At 39.5% G+C, this 22,699-nt stretch carries 25 protein-coding genes and 1 tRNA gene; 13 read left to right on the forward strand and 13 right to left on the reverse strand.

Translation table 11 applies throughout. The features are described 5' to 3' along the window. Window positions 1-51: 51 nt before the first annotated feature. The 7 genes from ACH30E_RS01360 to ACH30E_RS01390 all read left to right on the forward strand — a co-directional run bounded on the left by ACH30E_RS01360 (window position 52) and on the right by ACH30E_RS01390 (window position 5,239). The gene (locus tag ACH30E_RS01360; RefSeq protein WP_490823310.1) at window positions 52-261 is read left to right on the forward strand and encodes a SymE family type I addiction module toxin; all 210 of its coding nucleotides are present in this window, start codon (window positions 52-54) and stop codon (window positions 259-261) included. Between the two features lie 130 nt (window positions 262-391). Next, complete coding sequence (locus ACH30E_RS01365) at window positions 392-553, forward strand: hypothetical protein (RefSeq protein ID WP_490823311.1); 162 nt, start codon at window positions 392-394, stop codon at window positions 551-553. A gap of 92 nt (window positions 554-645) precedes the next feature. Beyond that, the gene (locus tag ACH30E_RS01370) at window positions 646-2,049 is read left to right on the forward strand and encodes a DNA recombination protein RmuC (RefSeq protein WP_490823312.1); all 1,404 of its coding nucleotides are present in this window, start codon (window positions 646-648) and stop codon (window positions 2,047-2,049) included. A gap of 395 nt (window positions 2,050-2,444) precedes the next feature. Then, the gene (locus ACH30E_RS01375) at window positions 2,445-3,521 is read left to right on the forward strand and encodes a hypothetical protein (RefSeq protein WP_490823313.1); all 1,077 of its coding nucleotides are present in this window, start codon (window positions 2,445-2,447) and stop codon (window positions 3,519-3,521) included. A 432-nt stretch (window positions 3,522-3,953) separates the two neighbouring features. Next, window positions 3,954-4,601: a DUF6266 family protein gene (locus tag ACH30E_RS01380; RefSeq protein WP_490823314.1), complete on the forward strand. Its 648-nt coding sequence runs from the start codon at window positions 3,954-3,956 to the stop codon at window positions 4,599-4,601. After that, on the forward strand, window positions 4,601-5,014 hold the full coding sequence (locus ACH30E_RS01385; protein WP_490823316.1) for a DUF5675 family protein: 414 nt from the start codon (window positions 4,601-4,603) through the stop codon (window positions 5,012-5,014). The genes ACH30E_RS01380 and ACH30E_RS01385 overlap by 1 nt, the downstream gene beginning before the upstream one ends. Window positions 5,015-5,023: 9 nt before the next feature. Then, the gene (locus ACH30E_RS01390; protein ID WP_490823317.1) at window positions 5,024-5,239 is read left to right on the forward strand and encodes a hypothetical protein; all 216 of its coding nucleotides are present in this window, start codon (window positions 5,024-5,026) and stop codon (window positions 5,237-5,239) included. 217 nt (window positions 5,240-5,456) lie between these two features. Here the strand turns inward: ACH30E_RS01390 and ACH30E_RS01395 are convergent, their stop codons facing one another. Both ACH30E_RS01395 and ACH30E_RS01400 read right to left on the reverse strand, forming a co-directional pair. Next, window positions 5,457-6,071 (reverse strand): hypothetical protein, encoded by a 615-nt coding sequence (locus ACH30E_RS01395; protein ID WP_490823318.1) that lies wholly within the window; start codon window positions 6,069-6,071, stop codon window positions 5,457-5,459. A gap of 90 nt (window positions 6,072-6,161) precedes the next feature. Beyond that, a complete protein-coding gene (locus ACH30E_RS01400; protein WP_490823319.1) occupies window positions 6,162-6,536 on the reverse strand; it encodes a DUF4260 domain-containing protein in 375 nt (124 codons plus the stop codon). Window positions 6,537-6,752: 216 nt separating this feature from the next. On the opposite strand from ACH30E_RS01400, the gene ACH30E_RS01405 reads away from it, so the two are divergent. From ACH30E_RS01405 to ACH30E_RS01425, 5 genes are all read left to right on the forward strand, one after another. After that, window positions 6,753-7,064 (forward strand): type II toxin-antitoxin system HigB family toxin, encoded by a 312-nt coding sequence (locus ACH30E_RS01405; RefSeq protein WP_490823321.1) that lies wholly within the window; start codon window positions 6,753-6,755, stop codon window positions 7,062-7,064. 2 nt (window positions 7,065-7,066) lie between these two features. Continuing rightward, window positions 7,067-7,423 carry a helix-turn-helix domain-containing protein gene (locus ACH30E_RS01410; RefSeq protein ID WP_490823322.1) on the forward strand — a complete coding sequence of 119 codons (357 nt, stop codon included), beginning with the start codon at window positions 7,067-7,069 and terminating at the stop codon, window positions 7,421-7,423. A gap of 145 nt (window positions 7,424-7,568) precedes the next feature. Continuing rightward, window positions 7,569-8,363: a hypothetical protein gene (locus ACH30E_RS01415; RefSeq protein WP_490823323.1), complete on the forward strand. Its 795-nt coding sequence runs from the start codon at window positions 7,569-7,571 to the stop codon at window positions 8,361-8,363. A gap of 178 nt (window positions 8,364-8,541) precedes the next feature. After that, window positions 8,542-8,769 carry a UPF0175 family protein gene (locus ACH30E_RS01420; protein WP_490823324.1) on the forward strand — a complete coding sequence of 76 codons (228 nt, stop codon included), beginning with the start codon at window positions 8,542-8,544 and terminating at the stop codon, window positions 8,767-8,769. Beyond that, on the forward strand, window positions 8,762-9,217 hold the full coding sequence (locus ACH30E_RS01425) for a PIN domain-containing protein (RefSeq protein ID WP_490823325.1): 456 nt from the start codon (window positions 8,762-8,764) through the stop codon (window positions 9,215-9,217). Before ACH30E_RS01420 ends, ACH30E_RS01425 begins: the two co-directional genes overlap by 8 nt. A 270-nt stretch (window positions 9,218-9,487) precedes the next feature. On the opposite strand, the gene ACH30E_RS01430 is transcribed toward ACH30E_RS01425, so the two are convergent. Next, window positions 9,488-9,561: transfer RNA gene (locus tag ACH30E_RS01430), tRNA-Asn, on the reverse strand. A 263-nt stretch (window positions 9,562-9,824) separates the two neighbouring features. Beyond that, the gene (locus ACH30E_RS01435; RefSeq protein WP_294989509.1) at window positions 9,825-10,154 is read right to left on the reverse strand and encodes a Rieske (2Fe-2S) protein; all 330 of its coding nucleotides are present in this window, start codon (window positions 10,152-10,154) and stop codon (window positions 9,825-9,827) included. A 60-nt stretch (window positions 10,155-10,214) separates the two neighbouring features. Here ACH30E_RS01435 and ACH30E_RS01440 point away from each other — a divergent pair, with 60 nt between their 5' ends. Further along, window positions 10,215-10,853 (forward strand): hypothetical protein, encoded by a 639-nt coding sequence (locus tag ACH30E_RS01440; RefSeq protein WP_490823326.1) that lies wholly within the window; start codon window positions 10,215-10,217, stop codon window positions 10,851-10,853. A gap of 122 nt (window positions 10,854-10,975) precedes the next feature. Here ACH30E_RS01440 and hflX read toward each other — a convergent pair whose 3' ends face one another. From hflX to ACH30E_RS01485, 9 genes are all read right to left on the reverse strand, one after another. Beyond that, on the reverse strand, window positions 10,976-12,163 hold the full coding sequence (hflX, locus tag ACH30E_RS01445; RefSeq protein WP_294989515.1) for a GTPase HflX: 1,188 nt from the start codon (window positions 12,161-12,163) through the stop codon (window positions 10,976-10,978). 156 nt (window positions 12,164-12,319) lie between these two features. Next, a complete protein-coding gene (locus tag ACH30E_RS01450) occupies window positions 12,320-13,060 on the reverse strand; it encodes an outer membrane beta-barrel protein (protein ID WP_490823327.1) in 741 nt (246 codons plus the stop codon). A 223-nt stretch (window positions 13,061-13,283) separates the two neighbouring features. Beyond that, window positions 13,284-13,946, reverse strand: a complete 663-nt coding sequence (locus ACH30E_RS01455; RefSeq protein ID WP_294989520.1) for a response regulator — start codon at window positions 13,944-13,946, stop codon at window positions 13,284-13,286. Window positions 13,947-14,262: 316 nt separating this feature from the next. Then, window positions 14,263-16,434 (reverse strand): DNA helicase RecQ, encoded by a 2,172-nt coding sequence (recQ, locus tag ACH30E_RS01460; RefSeq protein ID WP_490823328.1) that lies wholly within the window; start codon window positions 16,432-16,434, stop codon window positions 14,263-14,265. 182 nt (window positions 16,435-16,616) lie between these two features. After that, on the reverse strand, window positions 16,617-17,396 hold the full coding sequence (locus ACH30E_RS01465) for a 3-keto-disaccharide hydrolase (protein WP_294989526.1): 780 nt from the start codon (window positions 17,394-17,396) through the stop codon (window positions 16,617-16,619). A gap of 155 nt (window positions 17,397-17,551) precedes the next feature. Beyond that, the gene (locus ACH30E_RS01470; RefSeq protein ID WP_490823330.1) at window positions 17,552-18,883 is read right to left on the reverse strand and encodes a Gfo/Idh/MocA family protein; all 1,332 of its coding nucleotides are present in this window, start codon (window positions 18,881-18,883) and stop codon (window positions 17,552-17,554) included. A 58-nt stretch (window positions 18,884-18,941) separates the two neighbouring features. Continuing rightward, entirely contained in the window at window positions 18,942-19,859 is a 918-nt protein-coding gene (locus tag ACH30E_RS01475; protein ID WP_294989531.1) for an ABC transporter six-transmembrane domain-containing protein, read from the reverse strand. A gap of 208 nt (window positions 19,860-20,067) precedes the next feature. Continuing rightward, window positions 20,068-21,537 carry an SET domain-containing protein-lysine N-methyltransferase gene (locus ACH30E_RS01480; protein ID WP_294989534.1) on the reverse strand — a complete coding sequence of 490 codons (1,470 nt, stop codon included), beginning with the start codon at window positions 21,535-21,537 and terminating at the stop codon, window positions 20,068-20,070. Between the two features lie 4 nt (window positions 21,538-21,541). Further along, window positions 21,542-22,696, reverse strand: a complete 1,155-nt coding sequence (locus tag ACH30E_RS01485) for a D-alanine--D-alanine ligase family protein (RefSeq protein ID WP_294989536.1) — start codon at window positions 22,694-22,696, stop codon at window positions 21,542-21,544. Window positions 22,697-22,699 lie beyond the last annotated feature (3 nt).

Below are 22,699 nucleotides of genomic sequence, written 5' to 3' on the forward strand. Positions count from 1 at the left end.
GGTAGGATACAACGGCTGCGTAGTGGTTCTTTGCTGCATAAAATTTTCCCTATGATAACAGCAAAAAAAAGACGACTCACTGTATGCAATAAAGGCTTTATTCGCCAACCCAGCAATTGTGTATACTTCCCCAGCATACTGCTATGTGGTAAATGGCTGCGAGATGCTGGTTTTAAGGCTGGTCATACAATCGACATTACTTGTGAGAATGATAAGATCATTATCAGAAAATCAGAACTGCAAAGGTTTGATGTAAAGTAAGCACATAGCTTTTTCACATTGCAACGGTTTCCCGTAAAATTTCCTGTTTTATGATTTTTATTTTCGACTGGCTGATTCAGAGAGAAGGTTCCCACTCTCATCTTTTGGGAACAACTTAATTAGAATAACAATGCCAGTAGGAACAACAGCTAAAACCGGTGAAAAGTGTCCGGAAAGTGGAATTTGGAAAGTACAAGGTACTCCTAGTACAACGGCCCCTATTGCTAAGGGTAACACCATGCCTCCTTATGATGGGAAAGCCGTTACTTGGATACTTATTCAATTAGCTTGATGAAAAAAGGACCTTTCATGTTCAACGATAAGAGGTCAATCTCTTAATTGACCTCTTATCTTTTCTAACGCTCGTTTACTATATTACATTATATGGAAATGATCCTATACCTTATCCTCGGCATCACAATCGGCACCTTCATCGGCTGGTTACTTGCAAAATCAAAATCCCGCACCGAATGGGAACAAAAAAGCGCAGCCACCCAGCAACAGCTTGCAGCATCTGGTGCATCGCTTGCAGGTGCTAAGGCAGAGCTGGTAGCAGCTAATAAACTGATAGCAGATAAACAACAAGCGTTAGAAACCCTGAAAGCAGAACTGCAATCAATAAAACATGAGTTTACAACTGTATCTCAACGGCTTGCCACACAAACTGCCAACAACGAAGCCCTGCAGGAGAAACTCAGCACGCAGAAAGAAGAAATGGCAGCCCTGAACAAGAAATTCAACACCGAATTTGAAAATATTGCCAACCGCATACTGGAAACAAAAACAGAAAAATTTACTGAGCTCAATAAAACAAACCTAAACTCCATTCTTGAACCGCTAGGAAAAAACATCACCGAGTTTAAATCAAAAGTGGAAGAAGTATACCAAAAAGAATCGCAGCAGCGTTTCTCTTTGGGTGAAAAAGTAAAAGAACTTGCTGAATTGAATAAAAAAATAAGTGAAGAAGCGAATAACCTTACCCGTGCTTTAAAATCAGAATCGAAAACCCAGGGCGGTTGGGGTGAAATGATATTGGAAAATATACTGGAACGGTCGGGACTCGTAAAAGACCGTGAGTACTTTATGGAACACCAGTTATATGATGAGCAGGGTAACCCTCTACGTTCAGATGCAGAAGATAAAAAGATGCGTCCCGATGCGGTGATCAAATACCCCGACAATCGCCACGTAATCATAGACTCCAAAGTATCACTCAATGCCTTTACCCGCTGTGTTGATGCAACAGACGAAGCTACCCGCTTAAATGAGTTGAATGAACATGTTGCTTCACTAAAAAGACATATCAACAATCTTAGCGCTAAGGGATATGATGACTATAACAAAACACTTGATTTTGTGATGATGTTTGTTCCGAGTGAACCGGCTTATATAGCAGCATTACAGGCCGACCCAGAACTGTGGAATTATGCTTACGATAAAAGAATATTGTTATTAAGCCCCACCAACCTCATCACATCGTTGAAGCTTATAGCCGACCTCTGGAAAAGGGAATACCAAAACTTGCATGCCAATGAAATTGCAGAACGTGGCGCAAAATTGTACGATAAGTTCGTAGGCTTTGTCGCCAACCTGGAAGATGTAGGTGATCATTTGCAAAAAGCACAAAACAAATATGATGATGCATATAAGCAATTGTCTACCGGAAATGATAATCTGGTTACACAGGCAAACAAGCTGAAAGAACTGGGCGTAAAGGCCAAAAAAAGTTTGCCTGAACATTTGGTGAACAGCGCAAATGATCAAATTCCTTCAACTGATAAAAAATAATGTAGTGCATTGCCAACAAATCCTAGGACTATATTAAACGCTGATTGTTTATAAAACAGCAACAACCACTTTGTTTGAATAACGTAATTAATTGTTGAGTTGTTTTTAAATGGTTTACGCCGGGGGGTGCACTTTAGACCTAAACAACATTAGATTAATTCGTTTTTCTTTCAAAAAAAACCTCGACAACTCGTCGGGGTTCTTTTTTGCAAAAAATGTTAAACGAATGTTTCAGTTCTTTTAATAAGAAAAAAAATTCAATAAAAAATCACGTAGAAATACCCTAAAATCTGGTGGTAATTACTCTTTTTTTGAATTTGCAAAAACTAATGCCCTATTTAGTTGTGTTCAGTTTGGTTTTGAACTAATTTTTTTGTTCAAACAAGAAAAACTGAATGAAAGAACTCAGTTTCTTTCCTGGTAACGAACATTTACTTTATGTAATTGAAGACTCCCGTAAACTCACCAAAATACAGGAGCGCAACCTTATTGCCGAAACCAGTAAACTCAGTAACTACTTTCAACAACATATTTACCATGATGCCGGTAACAGGTCGATGAAAAAAAATATACAGCAGGTTCAACATATTGTTTACTGGCTGTTAGAAAAAATTTACACACAACAACAAATAGAGCATAAACCCATACTGGCAGAAATTGCCTTACACCTTTGTAATTTTCTGCAATTTCTTAAAAACTATGGTGGTAAATGTTTCGATTACGATGCCACCATGCCGCGACTACTCTGGCTTCCTATACAGGAACAGTTTTGCGTTTTATTACAAAATACTATTACTGATACGGATTTGTTACATGTTATTAATGATGTGTTTAAAATTACAACTTCAGCAGGTTCGGTTTCATACAGCGATGCTATTTATTGGCAAAAATTAATGGAGGCTTTGCAACTTAAACAGCCTTATACAGAAGGCAAGCTAAGTGTTGAGATGTACACGCTGCTTCGTTTTAATTTTAACCATAGTCTGTTTCTTCATCACTTGTTTAATTACTATGCAACTAATATTTGCTTATCTGATAAACCTGCCCTTTACTGGCTACAGGCTTTTCAGGAAATAAACAGAATAGTTCCGGTATCTGGTTGTAGTTTACTTAAAGAGGAAGAAGATTGTAAAAAATGTTTACTGCGCATGTTTCGTAACGAATTAAACGCAGATCAGTTTTATACTGAAACTGCTGTTGTTAGTGAAAACAATCTTCCCTATGAATACAATCTTACCGTTTCGCAACTAGCTGTTTATTTCAGGATGCTGGTTGATAGTGGCACCATAAAAACCAATAACCTTACAGAAATGCTTAGGCACTTTGCCAAACACGCAGTTAGTAACAGGGCTGCTACTATAAGCCCTAAGAGTTTATACAATAACTACCACCAGCCAGACAGGGCAGCTGTGCAAATAATGATGGAATACAATACCCTCATGCGTAATGTGTTGATGGCATTACTTAAATAGATGATCTTCTATTCTGTGTATTTCTGTGCCTTCAGTGGCAATAAAAAATGCCACTGAAGGCACAGAAGGTCACTGAATATTCCTCGTATCAAAGTCGTGTTTTCTTCAGTGTTTCTTCGGTAATTCCCGAAGCGGCTTCGGGGTTTCCCGAAGGATCCCCGAAGGATGTGTGAAGGATGCCCGAAGAAAACTACCATATTCCCGAAGCGCTTCCGAAGACCGCCACCCTTTTGCCTGTTTTTTACGTTGAGAAATATCAATTTTAAAATTTCTATGAACTCATTTTCAATTGGTTAAAAGGGGTGGCGCCACCCCCGCCACCCCCAGGGCGTTTTTTTCATAGCTAGGTTTGCATTGTTATGAACACCGGTGTACCTGACTGCAGCAGGCATAACAAAAAACCAATTTAATCATTACAAAAAACAACATTTTATGGCAATCATTTCACAAGGCATATTGGGTGGCTTTTCAGGAAAAGCCGGACCCGTTATCGGTAGCTCATGGAGAGGTAAACCGGTTATGCGTGCAAAACCAGTGTTTAAAAAGAACAGAACCTTCACTACTGCCCAGTTAGACCAGCAGGAAAAATTTAAACTGATGATGTCTTTCCTGCGCAATATTGATTTTCTGCTCAACCTTTCATTTAAAAATGGGAAAAATGGCAGAAGCGGTTTCCAGGAAGCCTTTTCTCAAAACATCAAAAATGCCATACTCGGTGATGAATTTCCTTTCAGCATCGATTATGAAAAAGTAAAACTGTCTCATGGAAGTCTCCCGGTAGTTTCAACCATTAACTGTGCCGCTATGGCCGACAATATGGTTAGGTTCAGTTGGGACCTTGCCCTCGATGCAGGTAATAAAGCCAGTGAGGTAGACAAGGCAATTGGTGTATTGTACTGCCCCGAAGACAACCTCTTCCTCATCAGCGATTTCAATGTGCGCAGAAACTACCTTGAACTAGTAGTTGATGCAGTAAACTTTACTGGCAAAGAAGTGCATAGCTGGTTCTTCTTTATGTCAGATAATGAAGCGAATACGTCTGACAGTCGTTATACGGGATTAATTACCGTTACACACTGATGGTACACTTTAAGCTTTTGCGCAGTTATGGTGCACAGGGCGTGAATGGCTGTATTTACCTGGGTGATCAACAGGTTTGTTACAGCATTGAATTGCCCTGGCGCAATAACCAGCAACAGGTTTCCTGCATACCTGAAGGGTCTTACCCAATACTTAAGCGATACAGCAAGCGGTTCGGATGGCACTTGCACCTGCAAAATGTACCGGGTCGTAGTATGATTCTCATACACCCCGCTAATAACGCCATAAAAGAACTACGTGGTTGTATTGCACCGGTAACCCGTATTACCGGAGAAGGTATGGGATCAGATTCAGCAAAAGCCCTTCAAAAGCTGATGCTGCTGGTAAACAAAGCCTTAAGTGAACAGGAAACCATTTTACTCACCGTAAGCTCAACATCTGGGCATACATAAAACAATGGTATGAAAGAAGTGATAGAAAGGGCCAAAACGCCCCCACCTCTTTTCTTTCGCAGACTAAGAAATATAGGTGTGGCACTGGCCAGTATCTCAGCCGCCATACTTACAGCCCCGGTATCACTACCGGCAACCCTGGTAACTTTAGCAGGTTATGCAGCAGTAGCTGGTGGTGTATTGGGTGCTGTTAGTCAGCTCGTAAAGAAAGAGGAAGTGGAATAAGTGGTACGCGCCTCCCGGTTGGGGGGCGCGTTTTTTAGTTCTATACAGATTTCTCCATTGTTGTTAGCCTAACCAATAAACACAGCTAATTTATTTTAGCCACAGATTCACAGATTAATCGTACATAATCTGTGAATCTGTGGCTAAAAAATAATCTCTCCAATAAACGAAAATTTATAGTTGTTTTTGTAGATGCTTCGGCGCAATTTCAACATATTTAATTTATAAACTTTATTGCTCCACAAGGAACCATAACGGAATCCGCCCCTGCTTTAATTTTAAACAACAACTTATTATCCTTTACAATAAGCGCAGTTCTAACCGGCCATTTTGTTTTATGAATAAAGACGGGCGTATAAAACAAATACTCCTTTTTCGATAACACCTTATTACTAAGATGCGGTAATCGATTTGATTCACTGTTTAAAAGAGAAGGCACATCGGTGATTCCGTAGTCTAATTCCTGCAATTTGTCTAATGACATAGTAGCTTTAGTAAATGCCACCATAAAGTGAGATTCCTTTGAAGGGAAGAAATTTATTGCGGGAAATTTAATATCCAATTCTATAGTTGAGGCAGACTCATTCAGTATGCTGGTCCAAAAAATAAAATAATGATATTCTTTCCCTTTATGTTGCACTAGGCCGCCTCCTCTGGGTAAACTATTGGTTACTATTATGGATTGTTTAGAGGAAGTACTATAAGTAACTTTAGTATCCACCCAATTCCGTTGCTGAGCTGACTGTCCAGCAGCGTTTAAAGTAATCAGTGCAAGCACGCAAGCAGCAAAGAAGCTATACTTAGGGTAAAAAATCTGATTCAACTTATTCATAAACAAAAAGGGATGTACACAACAAGTATAACCCTTTTAATCTGATATCTGCCTCAAAGCAAATCTCGCTTAACAAAGTGAATAAAATATCTATTCCTTATTCAGGTGTTTGCTTTTACCGATCCAGCCCAGGTGGGTGTGATCGAAGCTATCAAAGTATTTAAGTCCATACCCGGCTACTCTATCGAATGTGGAATGCGCCAGGAATACCAACGATATTTTCATCCATTCTTCAATCTCGATATAATAACCCACTATTAACATAGCAGCCCATACCCCCTGGTGATGAAAAATATTATAAGCAATGGCACCCAGTTTTTTGGTAATCAGGTACAAAAGGAATGAAAGATCAGGCACAAAAAACAGGGCCAGGTAAAAGCCCCAGCTGCCTGGATACATATAAAAATAAGCTCCGGTGAATAATAAGAATAATCCAAGGGATTCGAGTTTTAATACCTGTTTCATGGGAAAGGTTTGATTATTGAAGTTATTGCTAAATGGAACACTTCAGTTCCTATTTTCCGGAAGTCATTTGGTAAATCATCATCTCATTTGCTATCTTTTAAAAGATAACTGTGAACCTGATCTTTGAAGATTTAATGCTTATTATATAAGCCAGGTTCCATGTTAACAAATTAATAAATGGTTTTCTAATAGAAAACTTTTATTTACCTTTGGGCCGTGTTTAATATTATAACCAGAAAAACATTGTTGGAGTATTGCAAGAAATATCCGGCTGCTTCAACTGCATTACAGGAGTGGTATCATGAACTGGTTAATGCTGATTTTAAAAACTTTAATGAGTTAAAAAAAGTGTATGGAAATGCCAGCCTTGTGGCTGATAACAGGGTTGTCTTTAATATTATGGGGAATAAATACAGGTTGGTTGTAAGAATAGTATTTGATTTTAAGGCAATTCAGGTTAAATGGTTTGGAACTCATGCCGAATATGACAAGATAGATGTTAAAACGATTCAGTTTAAAAACAGTTAATTATGGAACTCAAAATAATAAAAACTAAAAAGCAGTACCAGGAATACCTGGATTGGGTTGACGAGCAATTTGATAAACGTATTAAGCCTGGCAGTGTTGAAGGAGAGAAAGTGCAGGTGGCTCTTTTGCTGATAAAACAATATGAGGATATTCATTTTCCAATTCCTGTGCCCGATCCAATAGAAGTAATTAAATTGAAGATGCAGGACCTGGGTTTGAAGAACAAAGATTTAGTAGGTAAAGTTGGCAGCAAAGGTTATGTATCTGCATTATTGAATAAACGTAAACCACTTACGCTGGAGCTGGCAAAATTATTTCACAGGGAGTTTAGTATTCCTGCGGAAGTTCTTTTAGCATAATTTCTTCGCGTTGTTTGGTCGCCTGACCTATAATCAGCATCAAATCAATGACAATAATTAATTTAACCGCAGATTTATCGGTCATTCTCCGCTATGCGCCAGCCACAGAGGCCAATAGGCATATTTGGCCATAAAATTACTTGTTATGAAGCGATCATTAATTATTACTTTATTAGCCATTTGCATTTTCTTACATGCAAATGGACAAAAAGCCAAGTTGAACTACGGCATTTATGAAGGATTTACATTCGACCATGTTCCAACAACGTGGATTTTGAACCATGACTCTACATTTATTTTTTTAAGCTTTGAGGGTAAGTATATAAAATATTTAGACGCAGGGAAATGGAGTATTACCAAACCAGGCTTCATCAAATTCACCTTTAGCGAAACTATCTTTCCCATTTTACAAAATGCCAGCTATCAATATACAACAGAAACAAAACCCCCATTTGATTCTGTAATAATAAAAGGTCATTTAAAAAGCGCTACAGGAAAAGACATCGCTAATGCTTCAGTTGTTTTGAATGGAAAATATGAAATCGGCTCAGATCGAAATGGTTATTTTTCAAATGTACGTGCAAGGAGTTTGGGAAATCAAAACTTAACAATAGTAAAAAAAATAGATGGATTTGATATACTAACAATACCATTGAGTACAAATACAAATTACCATAACATAGATATTATCATGCCTGATATAGATTCAACTACCGCTGATGTAGCTTATGAGAATCATTCATTTAAATATCCTTTATTCTATAAAAAAGACCTTGAAGTCAGGTATTTTAATACGCGTGAAAAATATATGGGTGCAAGTTCAATATTGTTCAAGACCGCTGATTTAAGTGTTATTGTTGATAAATTAAATAAAGCGAAACAGGACCAACCTCTTTTACTTAGCAACATCAATCAGCTTTTGAGAATGCTGAATAAATGATTTTTATTTCCCCAATGGGTTGCTTTTTCAAGGTTCTGCGTAGATTTTTTGATAAAATTCAAGTTTAAATACAGATCTTATTTTTAATAGTTTTACTGGTTACTTCCCCAAAACACATATAGTTACAGTTGAAATTCATGTAATTTGATGATTCAGCCAAAATAGTTAAATTTGTTTCATGAAAGTTCTCACACTCAATATACCCGACAATGTAGATCTTGATGATATGCAGGTAGCGATGCTTGTTGCGAGTAAATTGTATGAGCAAGGAAAATTATCACTCGGGCAAGCTGCAGAACTCGCCGGACTTACAAAAAGAACTTTTGCGGAATTACTGGGATCTTATCAGGTTTCTATTTTCAATTATCCCGCATCTGACATATCCAGAGATGTAGCCAATGCATAAAACAATTATTTCTGACACAAGTTGTCTGATTATCCTGTCTAATATTGGTGAGCTTGAACTCTTGCATAAGCTTTATGGGAATATCACTACTACATTGGATATTGCCACTGAATATGGGGAAGTACTTCCAGAATGGATAGAAATCGTAAATCCTGCTGATATATCTAAACAAAGACTCCTGGAGCTTCAAATTGATAAAGGCGAATCCAGTGCTATAGCATTGGCTTTAGAAATTCACGACAGCACCATTATACTTGACGATTATAAAGCAAGAAAAATAGCCAGTCAGCTTGGCCTCACTTATACCGGTACTATTGGTATTATTGTGAAAGCTAAATTACAAGGCCTTATTCCCAGTATCAAACCGATATTGGCTGAAATCAAAAAAACAGACTTTAGATTATCTATTGAAGTTGAACTGCAAGCTTTAAAGCAAGCTGGTGAATAAGGCTCAAGCTTTTGTTATACGCTGATTAATCCGCCGCGGCGGAATGCTCTAGCCTTTTACTTCAAAATCCAAAAAAACAAAAAGCCTTCACATCTCTGTGAAGGCTTCTGCTCCCAAAGCTGGACTTGAATGCAGACGATCTTGTCTGCATCCCGACCGTAGCGTCGGGACCAGCGACCCTCTGATTAATCCGCCGCGGCGGAATGCTCTAGCCTTTTACTTCAAAATCCAAAAAAACAAAAAGCCTTCACATCTCTGTGAAGGCTTCTGCTCCCAAAGCTGGACTTGAACCAGCGACCCTCTGATTAACAGTCAGATGCTCTAACCAACTGAGCTATTTGGGAATATTATATGTCTCCTTTGGTAGACCCGTTGATTAATCCGCCTGAGGCGGAATGCTCTAACCAACTGAGCTATTTGGGAATTTTATGTTTCTCCTTTCGTAGACCCGTTGATTAATCCGCCGCGGCGGAATACTCTAACCAACTGATCCATTTGGGAGTGTAATGGTAATCCAAAAGCAAAACTTTCTGAATACCTTTTCCCTTTCGGGGTGGCAAAAATAGGGAAAAATGCATTCCGGCAAAATCTATATCCAAAAAAATACTCAAAATGATACATAAATGCCATCTGCCCGCTCTTCTATTGGGTAAGTTTTTAAATAATACCCCTCCCCACTGGTATTCCGGCCATTTTTTAAGCTAAACCTATACCGGTGCAGCGGACATACCACCTGACCCAACCCATCCACAAAACCATCGGCCATTATACCACTCGCATGCGGACATTTATACGCAAACGCAAATAGCCCTTCCTGGTACCTTGCCAGGGTAATTTTCTTTCCATCTACTTCTATAATACACATCTGGTTACCCTGCCACTGAAATTCTGCTACCGAATCACCGATCTTATGCCATTTTTTTACCCATTCAAACATTTTAACATGTTTTCTTATTATAATATAATTACTTTCGCGCCTTTATTAAATATCCAATAGATGTATAAAGCTATACTTAGTTTATTTATCACATGTATATTCTTTCAATTTCAGGCTTTTTCTCAAAAACGCGGCGTTGATCAGGCTTTTGGCTTACTCGGTAGCAAAGCAGATATAAATGGACTAGCCAGGTACCGCACCGATTCTTCTGCCATTGATGCACAATATTCAATGCGTGTTAAACAAATAGGTATCGTATATACCATCCGGAAACAACTGGTTACCTGGGGATGGGGCTCTGTAAGCATCGCCTCTCCCATGATGCTGGGCGTAAGCTATACCAACCGTTATCGTTCCATCGATTTCGATGGCACTAAAAACGATACCATTACCGGTAAACATGGTGGTCATCTTGCTTTTGAAATTCCCCTGGTAGCCGACCTTAACTTTGGACTGCTTTCTGCTTCCGACGATTCGAAACGTGCACTCGGTATTTATGTAGGTGGCGGTTACCAATACAGTTATACCAAAATTTATACTTCGGTTGGTAAAGTTCCCTTCGATAGCTTCGATCCCGTTTTCAGAGCGGGCATCAGAATGGGTAAAGCCTGGGAAACAAGGTGGAGTCTCGGCTTCAATATGCGCGGCGCTTCCAGCGATAACCGCACCTATAGCATTCATTGGCTGAAAGAACTTTAACCCCTCTGCGAAAACTCCATTCCCTCATGTTCTCTGCGGTTGGATTCCTAACGTCATCCTGACAAAGGAAGGACACCGCAGAGAACATGAGAACACAAAGTTTTCGCAGAGAGAGAGAGAGATTAGAAATGAACTGTTTTGTATGGGTAACGTACCTGGTACATATCTCTTACCTTGTTTAATATCAATTCTCGTAATGCATCAATATTTTTACGCTCCAATGCTGAGATAAAAACACAATTATGCTCTGTTGCCCTTTCCCATTTTTCACGCAGCTCCAGTAATATTTCCTGTTTCACTTCATCTTCCAGCCATTCATCGAATGTCTTCTCCTCATAGAGATCCATTTTATTGAAGATGGTGAGAATGGGTTTTTCAAATGCTTTCAATTCCTGTAATGTCTTATTTACCACGCCTATCTGATCTTCATACTGGGGATGCGATATATCTACCACATGCAACAGAATATCTGCCTCTCTTACTTCATCCAATGTACTCTTGAAACTTTCTACAAGATGGTGTGGTAGTTTACGAATAAAACCTACTGTATCACTCAATAAGAAGGGGGTATTTTCAAACACCAGCTTCCTGGTAGTTGTATCCAATGTTGCAAACAACTTGTTTTCAGCAAATACGTCGCTCTTACTCAAAAGATTCATTAGGGTACTCTTACCCACATTCGTATACCCTACAAGCGATACACGAATCAACTCACCCCTTTCCTTGCGCTGTGTAAACGACTGCTTATCTATTTCACCCAATCGCTTGCGGAGTAATGAAATTTTATCTTTTACAATTCGACGATCCGTTTCAATCTCGGTTTCACCCGGCCCCCTCGTTCCGATACCACCACCTTGTCTTTCAAGGTGTTTCCACATACCTTTTAACCTTGGTAACAGGTATTGGTATTGGGCAAGCTCTACCTGCACTTTTGCCTGGGCGGTTCTAGCCCTGCGGGCGAAGATGTCGAGGATAAGGTCACTACGGTCAATGGTTTTTACCCCAAGTTCTTTTTCAATATTGGTGATTTGTGAACCGGTAAGTTCATCATCGAATATTACCAGGTCTATTTTTTTTCCTGATACATATGCTTTGATCTCTTCCAGTTTTCCTTTACCTACAAATGTGCGGCTATCGGGATGGGGCAGTTTCTGGGTAAACTTTCTAACCGTAATGGCCCCAGCCGTTTCTGCCAGAAATGCCAATTCATCCAGGTATTCATATACCTGTTCCTGGGTTTGTTCTTTTTGAATTACCCCCACCAATACGGCTGTTTCTTCGTCCTTAATTTTATGTTGCTTCTCAATCAAAATCTACTCCTCTTTTTTGCAAAGGTAAACATAATCCCTGCGGGATTATTAAATGAAGAACAGCAGAATATTCAACTTCCAACTTCGAAATTGAATATCCTGCTGTTCCGTTGTTCTTTTGTTCCTCTGTTTCTCTGTTCCTCTGTTTCTCTGTTCCTACAGTCCACTAAAGGTAACACCTATAGAAAACTTCCTCATTGTTGGACCAGTACCATCTTTCAGCACTCCATTTAACTGGTAACCGGCATCGATGGAAAAGATACCATAACCAATTCTGGCAGTTGCTGCGAGCATGGTTCCATTAATAAATCTTTTACTGCTTTCTTTCTCAACATAAGAAGTACCATAAAGACTCTGACCGTTTTTATTTACGTAGTTCTTTCCTTTGGTATAAGATTTTAACAGGGTACCCAGTTTCATACCAATAGCCGCTTTCCATGATTTACTTGGATTCTCGGGATTTGAATAATAACGCAATTCCAGCGGTATTTCAAGGTATATGCTTGTAAGCTTAAACTTATCGAAGTGGTTGGTACTGTCTATATTGGTAAAAGGTAAACGGGTGGTAGGCGATTTAATATCTACTTTGGTATTCTTGAAAAACATATTACTTGCTCCCAGGCCTGCACCAAAAGCAATACTCATCTTTTTATTGCTCTTGAATGGCTTGTCTACCATAAAATAAATATTGAAATGTCTGCTAAAGCCATTTCCGGTGCGTACGCTATCCGGACGGTTGGTCCAGCTATCGCCACCATATTGAATCATCAGGTGGTCTGCAGGGCGGTCTGACAGATCAATCTTGCTCCAATCAGTCTTTTTCTTGGTTTCTTTGTTCTGTGCGGTAGCCAGCAGGGTTCCTGTAAAGGCCAAAAGCAGTAATAATGTCTTTTTCATGCGTTCGTTTCGTTGATTATAGCCACATGGAATTAGCCAATGTTTAATTCCCATCTTATCGAATTTTGTCGCGGCTTATTTCATGTTCTCTTTTCGTTGCGCCAATATATGGCAATAGGGCGCAAAAATAACAGAATTGGCTGCATTGAAGTGGTTAAAAATTAGTCAAATCACTGTTTTCCCATCTTTTTACCCTTGAATAGTGCCTATTTATTGGTTAATATCAGTATCCGGGTCTTAATATACCCGACCTGCGGGCATAGGTGATGATGGTGGCCACGCTTTTTGCTCCCAGTTTATCCATTATCCGGACCCGGTAGCTTTCAATGGTTCTTTTTCCGACAGATAAGCTGTCGGCAATTTCTTTGCTCGTTAATTCCTTACAGATCAGTTTGATGATCTGCTTTTCTGTTTCCGTAAGCGAAATATGGTAATGAAATTTTTGTCCATTGAATTTACCGGACACAATCCGGATGATTTTCTCTGTTATTTCCGGAGAAAAATAAGGCTTGCGCTTATAAACGGTTCTAATGGCAAGGCCTAATTCTTCAAATCCCACCCCCTTTAAAAGAAAACCTTTTGCGCCAGCTTCCAGCATATCTACAATCAGGTAATCATCACTAAATGAACTAAGTGCAATTATCCTGATTCCAGGAAAGGCCCTGCTCAATTTTTTTACCGCCTCTATGCCATTCATAAAAGGCATTTTTATATCGGTTATAATGATATCGGGTGCCAGTTGTCTGACTTTTAGTAATAACTCTTTTCCATTCGTTACTTCTCCCTTTAAATAAAACTGCGGGTCCCTCGCCAATAATAGTTTTAATCCTTCCCGGTAAATCAGGTGATCGTCGGCAATGAGTATAGATATTCGTCTTGGTAGCATTGTTTTGTTATTAAAATTTAATAGTCGGCTATGTTTAGTAAATACAACTACAAGTAAAGGGTAGGATAGAACACGGATTATCATGATTTTCAAGATCTATCATGATAAATCTTGAAAATCATGAAGATCTGTGTTCTATTAATAGCAGATTGTGCATCTACTGCAATCAAGTATTTCTTTAGAAGCTGATTTTATATATCGAATTCGCAAGCCTAAATATTTATTTCAGTAAAAGCAGAAAGTCTATAATAAGCACCCATCAAGGCTTGTAGCTTGCGGCATGAAGCCTGCAGCCGAATTTCCTTTCCACCAAACATTACTCTGTAATATTCCCTTCCCTTGCAACAACCATTCTAATTTCACCATAACTGATTTCTTCCGGCAGGTTTTCTTTCAGTTGTTTCAAACTGCTTTTGCCATAGCGTTTGATGGCAGCTTCTATTAATTCAATTTTATCTTCCGGCACCAATGATGTTAACTCCAACGCTGATTTTGAAACATAATATGCCAAATGCGATTCGATGGTGTTTGGTGATAGCTTACGGTGTTCGGCAATAGATTCAATACTCATTCCTTGTTTAAATAAATCGAAACTGATTTTTTTTGTATCTGTCTCCCTTTCCCTTGCAGCAGATGTTTTTCTTTCCCGTTTCGGTTGCTTGAGTTCAATGCGGGTATCAAGACCATGTTCATTACAATAATCCTGTACCATTTCTAAAAAGGGCTGGCCGTATTTCTCTATCTTATAAACACCGAATCCCGATATCTTACTGAGGTCGTTTTCTACCAATGGTAAATAGGTTGCCAGGTCAATTAAACTGCTATCACTGAAAATAAGGTATGCCGGCACATTTTCCTCGTGTGCCATTTTATTGCGCAACTTCTTCAGGTTTTCGAAAAGCTCTTTTTCATAAGCATGCTGCTGGTAAATAACTGGTTCTTTCGCCGTTACAATTTGTATCGGAGCGTGCAGGTATACTTTTTCACCCTTAAATAATACCGCTTTACTTTTCTCGGTTAGTTTGAGTAGCGGGTATTGTCCGTCGCTCATTTCCAGATAGCCACTTGCCAGTAATTCTCTCGTATAATGTATCCACTCTTCTTTTGGTTTATCTCTTCCAATACCATAAACTGATAACTGTTTATGTTCAGCTTTAATTTTTTCGCTGGCACTTCCTCTCAATATATCTACTACATATCCTAAGCCAAACCTTTCGTTGATCCGGGCAACGGTGCTCATTATTTTTTGTGCCACAATGGTCTGATCGGAGAGTTCGGGTTTGTGTAAACAAGTATCACATGCACCGCAATATTCGGCAGCTGTTTCACCGAAATAATTCAGCAGGTATTTTCTTCTGCACTGTCTGGTTTCGCAGAATGCAACCATTTTGTCAAGCTTCTCCAGTAATATCCTGGTTTGGTCCGGGTTATTCTCTACCTGGGCAAAATGTTTGAGTTTCATCACGTCACCTGCGCCATAGAATAAAATGGCTTCGCTGGGTAGTCCGTCTCGCCCTGCCCTTCCTGTTTCCTGGTAATAGCCTTCTATATTTTTGGGGAGATCTGCATGTATTACAAAACGTACATTGCTTTTATTGATACCCATACCAAAAGCAATGGTTGCAACAATAATCTGTATATCATCTTTCAGAAAAAGATCCTGCCGCTCATCTCTGGTGGCTTTGTTTAAGCCTGCGTGATAGGCTGCTGCATTAAAACCATCTTCTTTCAGGTCTTCCGCAAGTTTCTCTGTTGCGTTTCTGCTTAAACAATAAATGATGCCACTATCTGTTTTATGTTCTGATATATAATCTACCAGTTCATCATAATAATTACGCTTTGGCTTTACATAATAGGTGATATTGGGACGATTAAAACTATTTTCAAATACCCTGTATGTTTTAAGGTGAAGCTGCTCAATGATATCATTCTTTGTTAATGAGTCAGCTGTAGCTGTAAGTGCTATTACAGGTATTTCAGGGAATTGTGTTTTCAATTCACTAAGTACTCGGTATTCCGGTCTGAAATCGTGCCCCCACTGACTGATGCAATGCGCTTCATCAATGGCAAAAAGTGCGGGTTTTGCTTCTGTTTTTAAAAATTGAAGGAAATTAATTTCAGCACCCACTAATCTTTCAGGGGCTATATACAACAGCTTTAATTCATTCCTTCTGAGTTGCTGCAAAATATTTTCTCTTTCAGAGGGATGCTGGGTGCTGTTTAAAAATGCTGCTGGAATACCATTCAGTATCAATGCGTCTACCTGGTCTTTCATTAAAGCTATCAGCGGACTCACTACTACTGTTACCCCTTCAATACATAGGGCAGGTACCTGGTAGCAAAGACTTTTACCCCCACCCGTTGGCATCAACACAACTGCATCGCGGGCATTCAAAATATGCTCTATAATTTCCTGCTGGTTATGCCTGAATTCGTTGTATCCGAATACGGTTTCTAAAATCGCTGCTGGCTCTGCTATTCGCTTCATGAATCAGTTAAAAATGTTCGGCCTGCAAGATAAGTCCGAAAAAGGGGGAATGACAATAGGTATTTATACGCTAAATCAACAGAAGAACAGAGAAATGTCCAATATCCAACTTCCAAGGAAGAAATGATTTTCTACACTATAATTGGACATTGGATATTGGACATTTCTCTGTTCTTCTGTTCCTACAGCTCTCTCACCCAAATGTTCCTGTAGCTCATCGGGTTGCCGCCATCATTTCCATGGTCTTGAAGTACCAATGGTTCTTTGTCGTTGTGCTTTTTATAGACAGGAGTGCCGATCCAAACGGTACCGCCTTTTATTTCTACATTATTCTGTACCAATACACCGTTATGAAAAACAGTTATTCGTGCAGGAGTTTGTATGGTTCCATCGGCGTAAAACTGAGGTGCTGTAAATACTACATCGTAAGACTGCCATTCACCAGGTTTTCTGCTTGCATTCACCAGGGGAATATGTTGTTTGTAAATACTACCCGCTTGTCCGTTTACATATGTGGGGTTATCGTAAGAATCGAGTACCTGTAGTTCGTATTGACCCATAAAAAAAATACCACTGTTGCCTCTTGATTGACTACTTCCTGCAACAACTGCCGGTGACTTCCATTCAATATGTAACTGGCAACTACCGAAACTTTGTTTGGTTTGAAGATCACCGGATGTTTTTACAACAGTAAGTGATCCGTCTTTATCAACTTTCCACCCTGGAGCGCCGCCACCTTTTTTCTGAAAAGCATTCATGTCTTTGCCATTGAATATTACGATGGCATCTGATGGAGCATCGGCTGCCGTTTTCCCGGGCGTTACTTTAGCCGGAACAGGTTCCCATACTTCTGTTTTACTGGAAAGCTTTACCAGGCTATCCATATTAATATTTCTGTTCTGTGCTTGTGTAATACCAAGAGCCATAATGGCCAGTGGTAATAAGATGGTTTGTTTTTTCATGTGAACTATTGCTTCGTTAGTAATTAATATTTTTATTCAGTGCCCTTCTGTGTCTTCAGTGGCAATCTCCACCCGACTTTCGGTCTTCCGGACTTCCCGACTTCCGGACTAATTTGCCACTGAAGACACAGAAGGGCACTGAGAGATTTTTCTGTTTAAACTACGGGCAGCTTATATCCATTATGATATTTGGCTGCCAGGTATTGTTGGTTAATGCTATTATCTGTGAATTGACCTTTGCCATTATCCCAGAATAATTTTCTATTGGTCCTGTAAGCAATATTACCCATTTGTGATAAGCGCGCAATTTTAGCTGCTTCCTGGATAGAACAGTTTAACTGCTCTGCCTTACGCGAGCGTACAACAGCAATAAAATTTTCCCAGTGCTTATTAAGTCCGTTATCTGATGATTTCTGGAATGGCACTACCAGTTTCGGTTCATTTTTCTTTTCTTCTATCACTTCCCAGCCATTTCTGTTGAGCACCAAAGTGCCGGCATTGCCAATAAATGCGATACCGTGATCGCGGTTATAATTGCCATTACCGATACCCAGTGCATGATCCCAAACAATGTTGAAATTATCGAACTCATACATTGCCATCAGTGTATCTGGTGTTTCATCAGCAGAATCTGGTTTCGCAAATTTGCCTCCAAGGGTTGCAATAGATTTAGGTGTATCGGCTTTCATACCCATCAATGCATAATCGAGTAAATGCACACCCCAGTCTGTCATTAGTCCACCCGCATAATCCCAAAACCAACGAAAGGTAAAATGAAACCTGTTGGGGTTAAAGGGACGGTTTTGTGCCGGACCAAGCCATTGTTTATAATCAACTCCCGGAGGAACCGCAGCATCCGGTTTCCGATCGAGGGGCTGTTTCCAGTCGAGGTAACACCATACTTTTACTGTTCGGATATTACCCAGTTGACCGCTGTGAACAAGGTTGATGGCATCGGTAAAATGTTGTTGACTTCTTTGCCATTGTCCAGCCTGTACGATACGGCCATAACGTTTTTGTGCGGCCACCATTGCATTACATTCTACGATGGAATTACCTACCGGCTTTTCAACATATACATCTTTACCTGCTTCACATGCATGAATCATTTGTAAAGCATGCCAGTGGTCTGGTGTGCCGATAATTACAGCGTCGATATCTTTTTGATCGAGTAGCTTTCTGTAATCACGGTATACCTGTACTTTTTTTGTATCGATACCCATTTTTTCAAGATCAGCCAGTCGCTTGTCAATTACATTTTGATCTACATCGCATATAGCAGCAACGGTTACTCCCGGAACTTTTAAAGCGGCAGTTAAATTAGACCACCCCATTCCATTGATACCGATTGCGCCGATACGTACCTGATCACTGGGCATAATACCATTATTGAAAAGCGCAAAGCCATACTGGCTTAAAGAGGAGGCCAGCAATGCACCGCCGGTTAATAGACCAGACTGGTGTAAAAATTTTCTTCTCGATGACATAAGCTTATACTTCCTTTTAGGGGCTATAATTTAGGAAGATTTCTGCAAACCAGAATGCTTATGCTGCTGTTTCTTTTGCTTTAATGGATGGAATAAGTGTCTGAATCACGTTTTCTGCTTCAGGCTTATCGTTCATTTGCAATTGTATACGTTGTGTAATATCATTTAAAGCGGCCATTCGCTGTACGGTATATGGAATGGTATCAAGGCCAGATACAAATTTGAGGATATAATTATAGATACCAATGATATTACCTGCTAAAACAGTTGTTCCGGCTACTTTATAGGTTATTAGTAAGGATAGTGCGATTACGATCATAACCATCATCTCCATAATACCGAAATTCCAGGCTTCCTGATCACTTATGCGTACCTGCCATTTGCGCAGGTTATTAAAATGCTGGTGAATGGCTTTTTTATCGCCGGAAGAAATAATATTCACCTGCTTCTCCAGTTCATCGTTTTTTAGCCGTGTTAACCGCTTCATTTTTTTGCCATAGATATAACTGATGGTCATAACAGGTAATAATATACCCAGACATAAAAACACAACCGAAGACTGATAGAAGAATAATAAGATCATTGATCCCAGAATATTGTAGGCAGCTTCTATTATATACACGAGATCGAATTCCAGAAAATCAACAAATTCTCTGGCAAGTGTTGAATGCGCACTAAGTTTTGATACTTCTGCTTGTTTAATTTTTCTTGAAAGAAATTTTGTAACCAGTGCGGTATAAATAGTAGAATAGGTTCTGGTATCATACCTATGTCTCAAAGTACCGATTACCAACCATGCAAAATGCACAACTGATAAAAGTATTAACCCTCTATACGAACCTTGCATCAGATCATTAATGGCCATACCCAGGAAAAAAGGACGCAATAGTGCACCTGTCATTTCCAAAGAAAACAAGGTATAGGTAATCCCCAGTCGCATCCTGTGTTGCCGGATCAGTTTTTTCAATACGCTCATGTTCAACATAGTTAATCCTTTATCCTGTTTAGTGGGGCTAGCAGTTAGGTGCTAGGTACTAGGTGCTAGGTACTAGGTGTTAGGTATTAGGTTTTAGGTTTTAGGGCGTTTCCTTCAAATTGTGTATCTCGCCTTTGGCGAAATACCCTAACACCTAACACCTAATACCTAACACCTAGCACCTATGACCCAAATCCCGTGCGGTAGTTTAAGAACGCTGTTGCATTTCTCTTTGCGTAACGGTATTACCGGGTGTACCGGTTATCCATTGCCTACAGTTTTTAGTACCGCATTTGCATTGAAAGGGCTCCATGTGTTCATCCAGAAAACTGGCGTAGTCGAGGGTTAGTTCTTCTCCTTTTTGTATGGGTTTGATGGCTTTTACATTAAGACCATCGTAAGCAGTGTTTGGTGTACAACTATGGTTTTGGGGAGCCCATGCTGCAGGATTATTATCCCACAGCAAAAATACTTCATTACTCAGGGGATAGGCATATCTCCTGAAAATTTCTTTTTCAACATCGTTCCAATTTTGCTCTACATGACGGCGGGTAACGATGCGCTGGGAAAGCTCTTCACCTTTGAAGACCAATTCATTACACATTAAATCTCTACTCGCATAAATACCGTAACCAGCAACTGCATTTCCTTTGATCTGGTAGTTTTTTTGCATGCGTAAGTGTCTGGCAATTCCTTCCTGCACTATATGTTTTAAAAATCCTGCTTGTCCTATTCCGTCATATTGCAGTATATAATCGGCCGACCCCTCATACCCATCTGTATAAAAAACAGAACAGGTGAAATTAATTTCCAGAAAAAATAATGCCCCATCTTCATTCATCCTGAAATCGAGACGCGCATAACCAACTCCATTGAATCCCTTAAAAATTCTTTGTGCAGCTTCTTTGAGTTGTTGATTGATATGCGGATCTGTACACGGAATATTTGCAGAAGGATGTAAGGCTGATGTTTTTAATTCATAGGTTTTGAATGTATATCCTTCAGGAAAAATAAATTCTACCGGATTAAATGTTGTTGCTGTTTGACCATCTTCATTGGCAGCAATTAAAATAGTAAACTCCCTTCCTGCTATATACTGTTCAACCAATAATTGCGGATACTCGGGAAGAAGTGCGTTAATTTTTTGTCTAAGTGCGGTTTCATCATACACAAGCGATGCCTGATCAATACCCAAACTATCACCAGCCTTAGCTGGTTTTACAAATAATGGAAACCCAAGTTCAGTTGCTTTTGATATATCTGTTGAAGCATCAACCAGCATATAGGCCGGTGTTTTAATACCTTCGCAATAAGCCAGGTATTTCATCATTTCTTTGGATGGATCGTATAACTGTGTATTTGGTCCGGTATAAGGAAGACCAAGTAAATCAAGCGTGTAAATAACATCAATAGATGGCACTTCCCATTCAAGATAACCTTCACATAGGTTTACAAAAATATCATAGCCTTTTTGTTGAACTGCTTTCAACTGCTTGTAAGTGGTAAGCTTATTTAAAAAGATATGGTCAACTGTTGCACCGGGAAGCAGCTTACTCAGGTCACGCGGTGGATCATAAGTTTTATAGTCAACATCGGTTGTTGAATAATCTGGTTGCAACACCGCAATCTTCATTCCCTGCGCCCAATTTTTGTCGAAGTCTTTCCCTTGTTTTTCCATTTCCTTAACTGACTGATGAACTGCGAAGCACTTCTGTTGATTTATGTTGTTGTTTGGTATGTCTATCCACCGCTTCTCCTATTATTTCCATGATAAGATCTGCAAAGCTTTGGTGATTTATTTTCAGAATAGCACCAATAGATGTATAATCTTCATCTTCACTCAAACCACATTGCGCATTTACTTCCAACACATACAATTTGCCCGTATGTATATCCTGTCTTATATCTATCCGCGTATAACCCGTTCCTTTCACAGAGAGAAATGCTTCCAGACTTAATTGCTTAAGGGCATCCTGTAAATCGGCCGGGGCTTCTCTGTATTCATAAAAATGTTCATTACCGGGCATTGGTGTTTCTTCCTCATAAATTTCCCAGAGTCGATCGAATGAAAGAAATTTTTCTTTCGCGGGTAACGATGAATGAAATACCCTTTCAACAGCTTTGTATACCGTACAATGTTGCGGAGATGTCCAGGACCCAACGACCATGGTTGTAAATTCAGGACCTTCAATAAAAGTTTCAGCGATGAGGCCATCAGCGGCAAGGTTCCATCCTCTATACCCATTGAACATCGCTTTTACCTGCGTGGCCAGTGCCGCTTCATCTTCAACAACATTTCTAATACCCACTCCCATACTACCGCCAGATACCGATGGTTTAACAATTAGTGGTGCGCCCAGTTGCTCTATTAGTTTATCGGGAATTTGATCCGGTTTATAAATAGCGGCCCATGGTGCAGTAGGGAGCTTTGCAGCATCAAAAGCTTTTTTCATGGGTATTTTAGAAGTAGTAACTGTATAAAAATAAGCATCGGCACCAGTGTAAATTAGTCCTGAAGCATCCAACATCCGCACTACTGATATACCCGGTGTACCATTAATTTCATCCCCATCACAAAGATTTAGTACAACAGGTGTAATATCGCCCAATTCTTTTTCTGCCTGTATTTTTGCTATGATTGAAGCATAATTATCCAACGTAACCGGTTGCCATTGCCAGCTCATATTTAATGCTTCAAATATTCTGGTATATTCTGCGATGCTCTGGGTAAAATCGTAATAGTAATCCAGATTAGGATCATTGGTTTGCAGATAAGGTGCAAGTACCCAAATGCGCATTTTACTTATTTGTGCCGAACTTAACTTGTAACTATACATGCG

The sequence above is a fragment of the Sediminibacterium sp. FW305-C-61 genome, from assembly GCF_058231065.1.

Excerpts from the sequence above, each read along its gene's own strand:
- ACH30E_RS01380 (WP_490823314.1), top strand. The coding sequence starts at position 3,954 with ATGGCAATCATTTCACAAGGCATATTGGGTGGCTTTTCAGGAAAAGCC.
- ACH30E_RS01425 (WP_490823325.1), top strand. The coding sequence starts at position 8,762 with ATGCATAAAACAATTATTTCTGACACAAGTTGTCTGATTATCCTGTCT.
- ACH30E_RS01475 (WP_294989531.1), bottom strand. The coding sequence starts at position 19,859 with ATGAGCGTATTGAAAAAACTGATCCGGCAACACAGGATGCGACTGGGG.
- ACH30E_RS01470 (WP_490823330.1), bottom strand. The coding sequence starts at position 18,883 with ATGTCATCGAGAAGAAAATTTTTACACCAGTCTGGTCTATTAACCGGC.
- ACH30E_RS01415 (WP_490823323.1), top strand. The coding sequence starts at position 7,569 with ATGAAGCGATCATTAATTATTACTTTATTAGCCATTTGCATTTTCTTA.
- ACH30E_RS01455 (WP_294989520.1), bottom strand. The coding sequence starts at position 13,946 with ATGCTACCAAGACGAATATCTATACTCATTGCCGACGATCACCTGATT.
- ACH30E_RS01395 (WP_490823318.1), bottom strand. The coding sequence starts at position 6,071 with ATGAATAAGTTGAATCAGATTTTTTACCCTAAGTATAGCTTCTTTGCT.
- ACH30E_RS01485 (WP_294989536.1), bottom strand. The coding sequence starts at position 22,696 with ATGTATAGTTACAAGTTAAGTTCGGCACAAATAAGTAAAATGCGCATT.
- ACH30E_RS01410 (WP_490823322.1), top strand. The coding sequence starts at position 7,067 with ATGGAACTCAAAATAATAAAAACTAAAAAGCAGTACCAGGAATACCTG.
- ACH30E_RS01370 (WP_490823312.1), top strand. The coding sequence starts at position 646 with ATGGAAATGATCCTATACCTTATCCTCGGCATCACAATCGGCACCTTC.
- recQ (WP_490823328.1), bottom strand. The coding sequence starts at position 16,434 with ATGAAGCGAATAGCAGAGCCAGCAGCGATTTTAGAAACCGTATTCGGA.
- ACH30E_RS01465 (WP_294989526.1), bottom strand. The coding sequence starts at position 17,396 with ATGAAAAAACAAACCATCTTATTACCACTGGCCATTATGGCTCTTGGT.
- ACH30E_RS01435 (WP_294989509.1), bottom strand. The coding sequence starts at position 10,154 with ATGTTTGAATGGGTAAAAAAATGGCATAAGATCGGTGATTCGGTAGCA.
- ACH30E_RS01420 (WP_490823324.1), top strand. The coding sequence starts at position 8,542 with ATGAAAGTTCTCACACTCAATATACCCGACAATGTAGATCTTGATGAT.
- ACH30E_RS01400 (WP_490823319.1), bottom strand. The coding sequence starts at position 6,536 with ATGAAACAGGTATTAAAACTCGAATCCCTTGGATTATTCTTATTATTC.
- ACH30E_RS01440 (WP_490823326.1), top strand. The coding sequence starts at position 10,215 with ATGTATAAAGCTATACTTAGTTTATTTATCACATGTATATTCTTTCAA.
- ACH30E_RS01365 (WP_490823311.1), top strand. The coding sequence starts at position 392 with ATGCCAGTAGGAACAACAGCTAAAACCGGTGAAAAGTGTCCGGAAAGT.
- ACH30E_RS01385 (WP_490823316.1), top strand. The coding sequence starts at position 4,601 with ATGGTACACTTTAAGCTTTTGCGCAGTTATGGTGCACAGGGCGTGAAT.
- ACH30E_RS01360 (WP_490823310.1), top strand. The coding sequence starts at position 52 with ATGATAACAGCAAAAAAAAGACGACTCACTGTATGCAATAAAGGCTTT.
- ACH30E_RS01480 (WP_294989534.1), bottom strand. The coding sequence starts at position 21,537 with ATGGAAAAACAAGGGAAAGACTTCGACAAAAATTGGGCGCAGGGAATG.
- ACH30E_RS01375 (WP_490823313.1), top strand. The coding sequence starts at position 2,445 with ATGAAAGAACTCAGTTTCTTTCCTGGTAACGAACATTTACTTTATGTA.
- ACH30E_RS01390 (WP_490823317.1), top strand. The coding sequence starts at position 5,024 with ATGAAAGAAGTGATAGAAAGGGCCAAAACGCCCCCACCTCTTTTCTTT.
- ACH30E_RS01450 (WP_490823327.1), bottom strand. The coding sequence starts at position 13,060 with ATGAAAAAGACATTATTACTGCTTTTGGCCTTTACAGGAACCCTGCTG.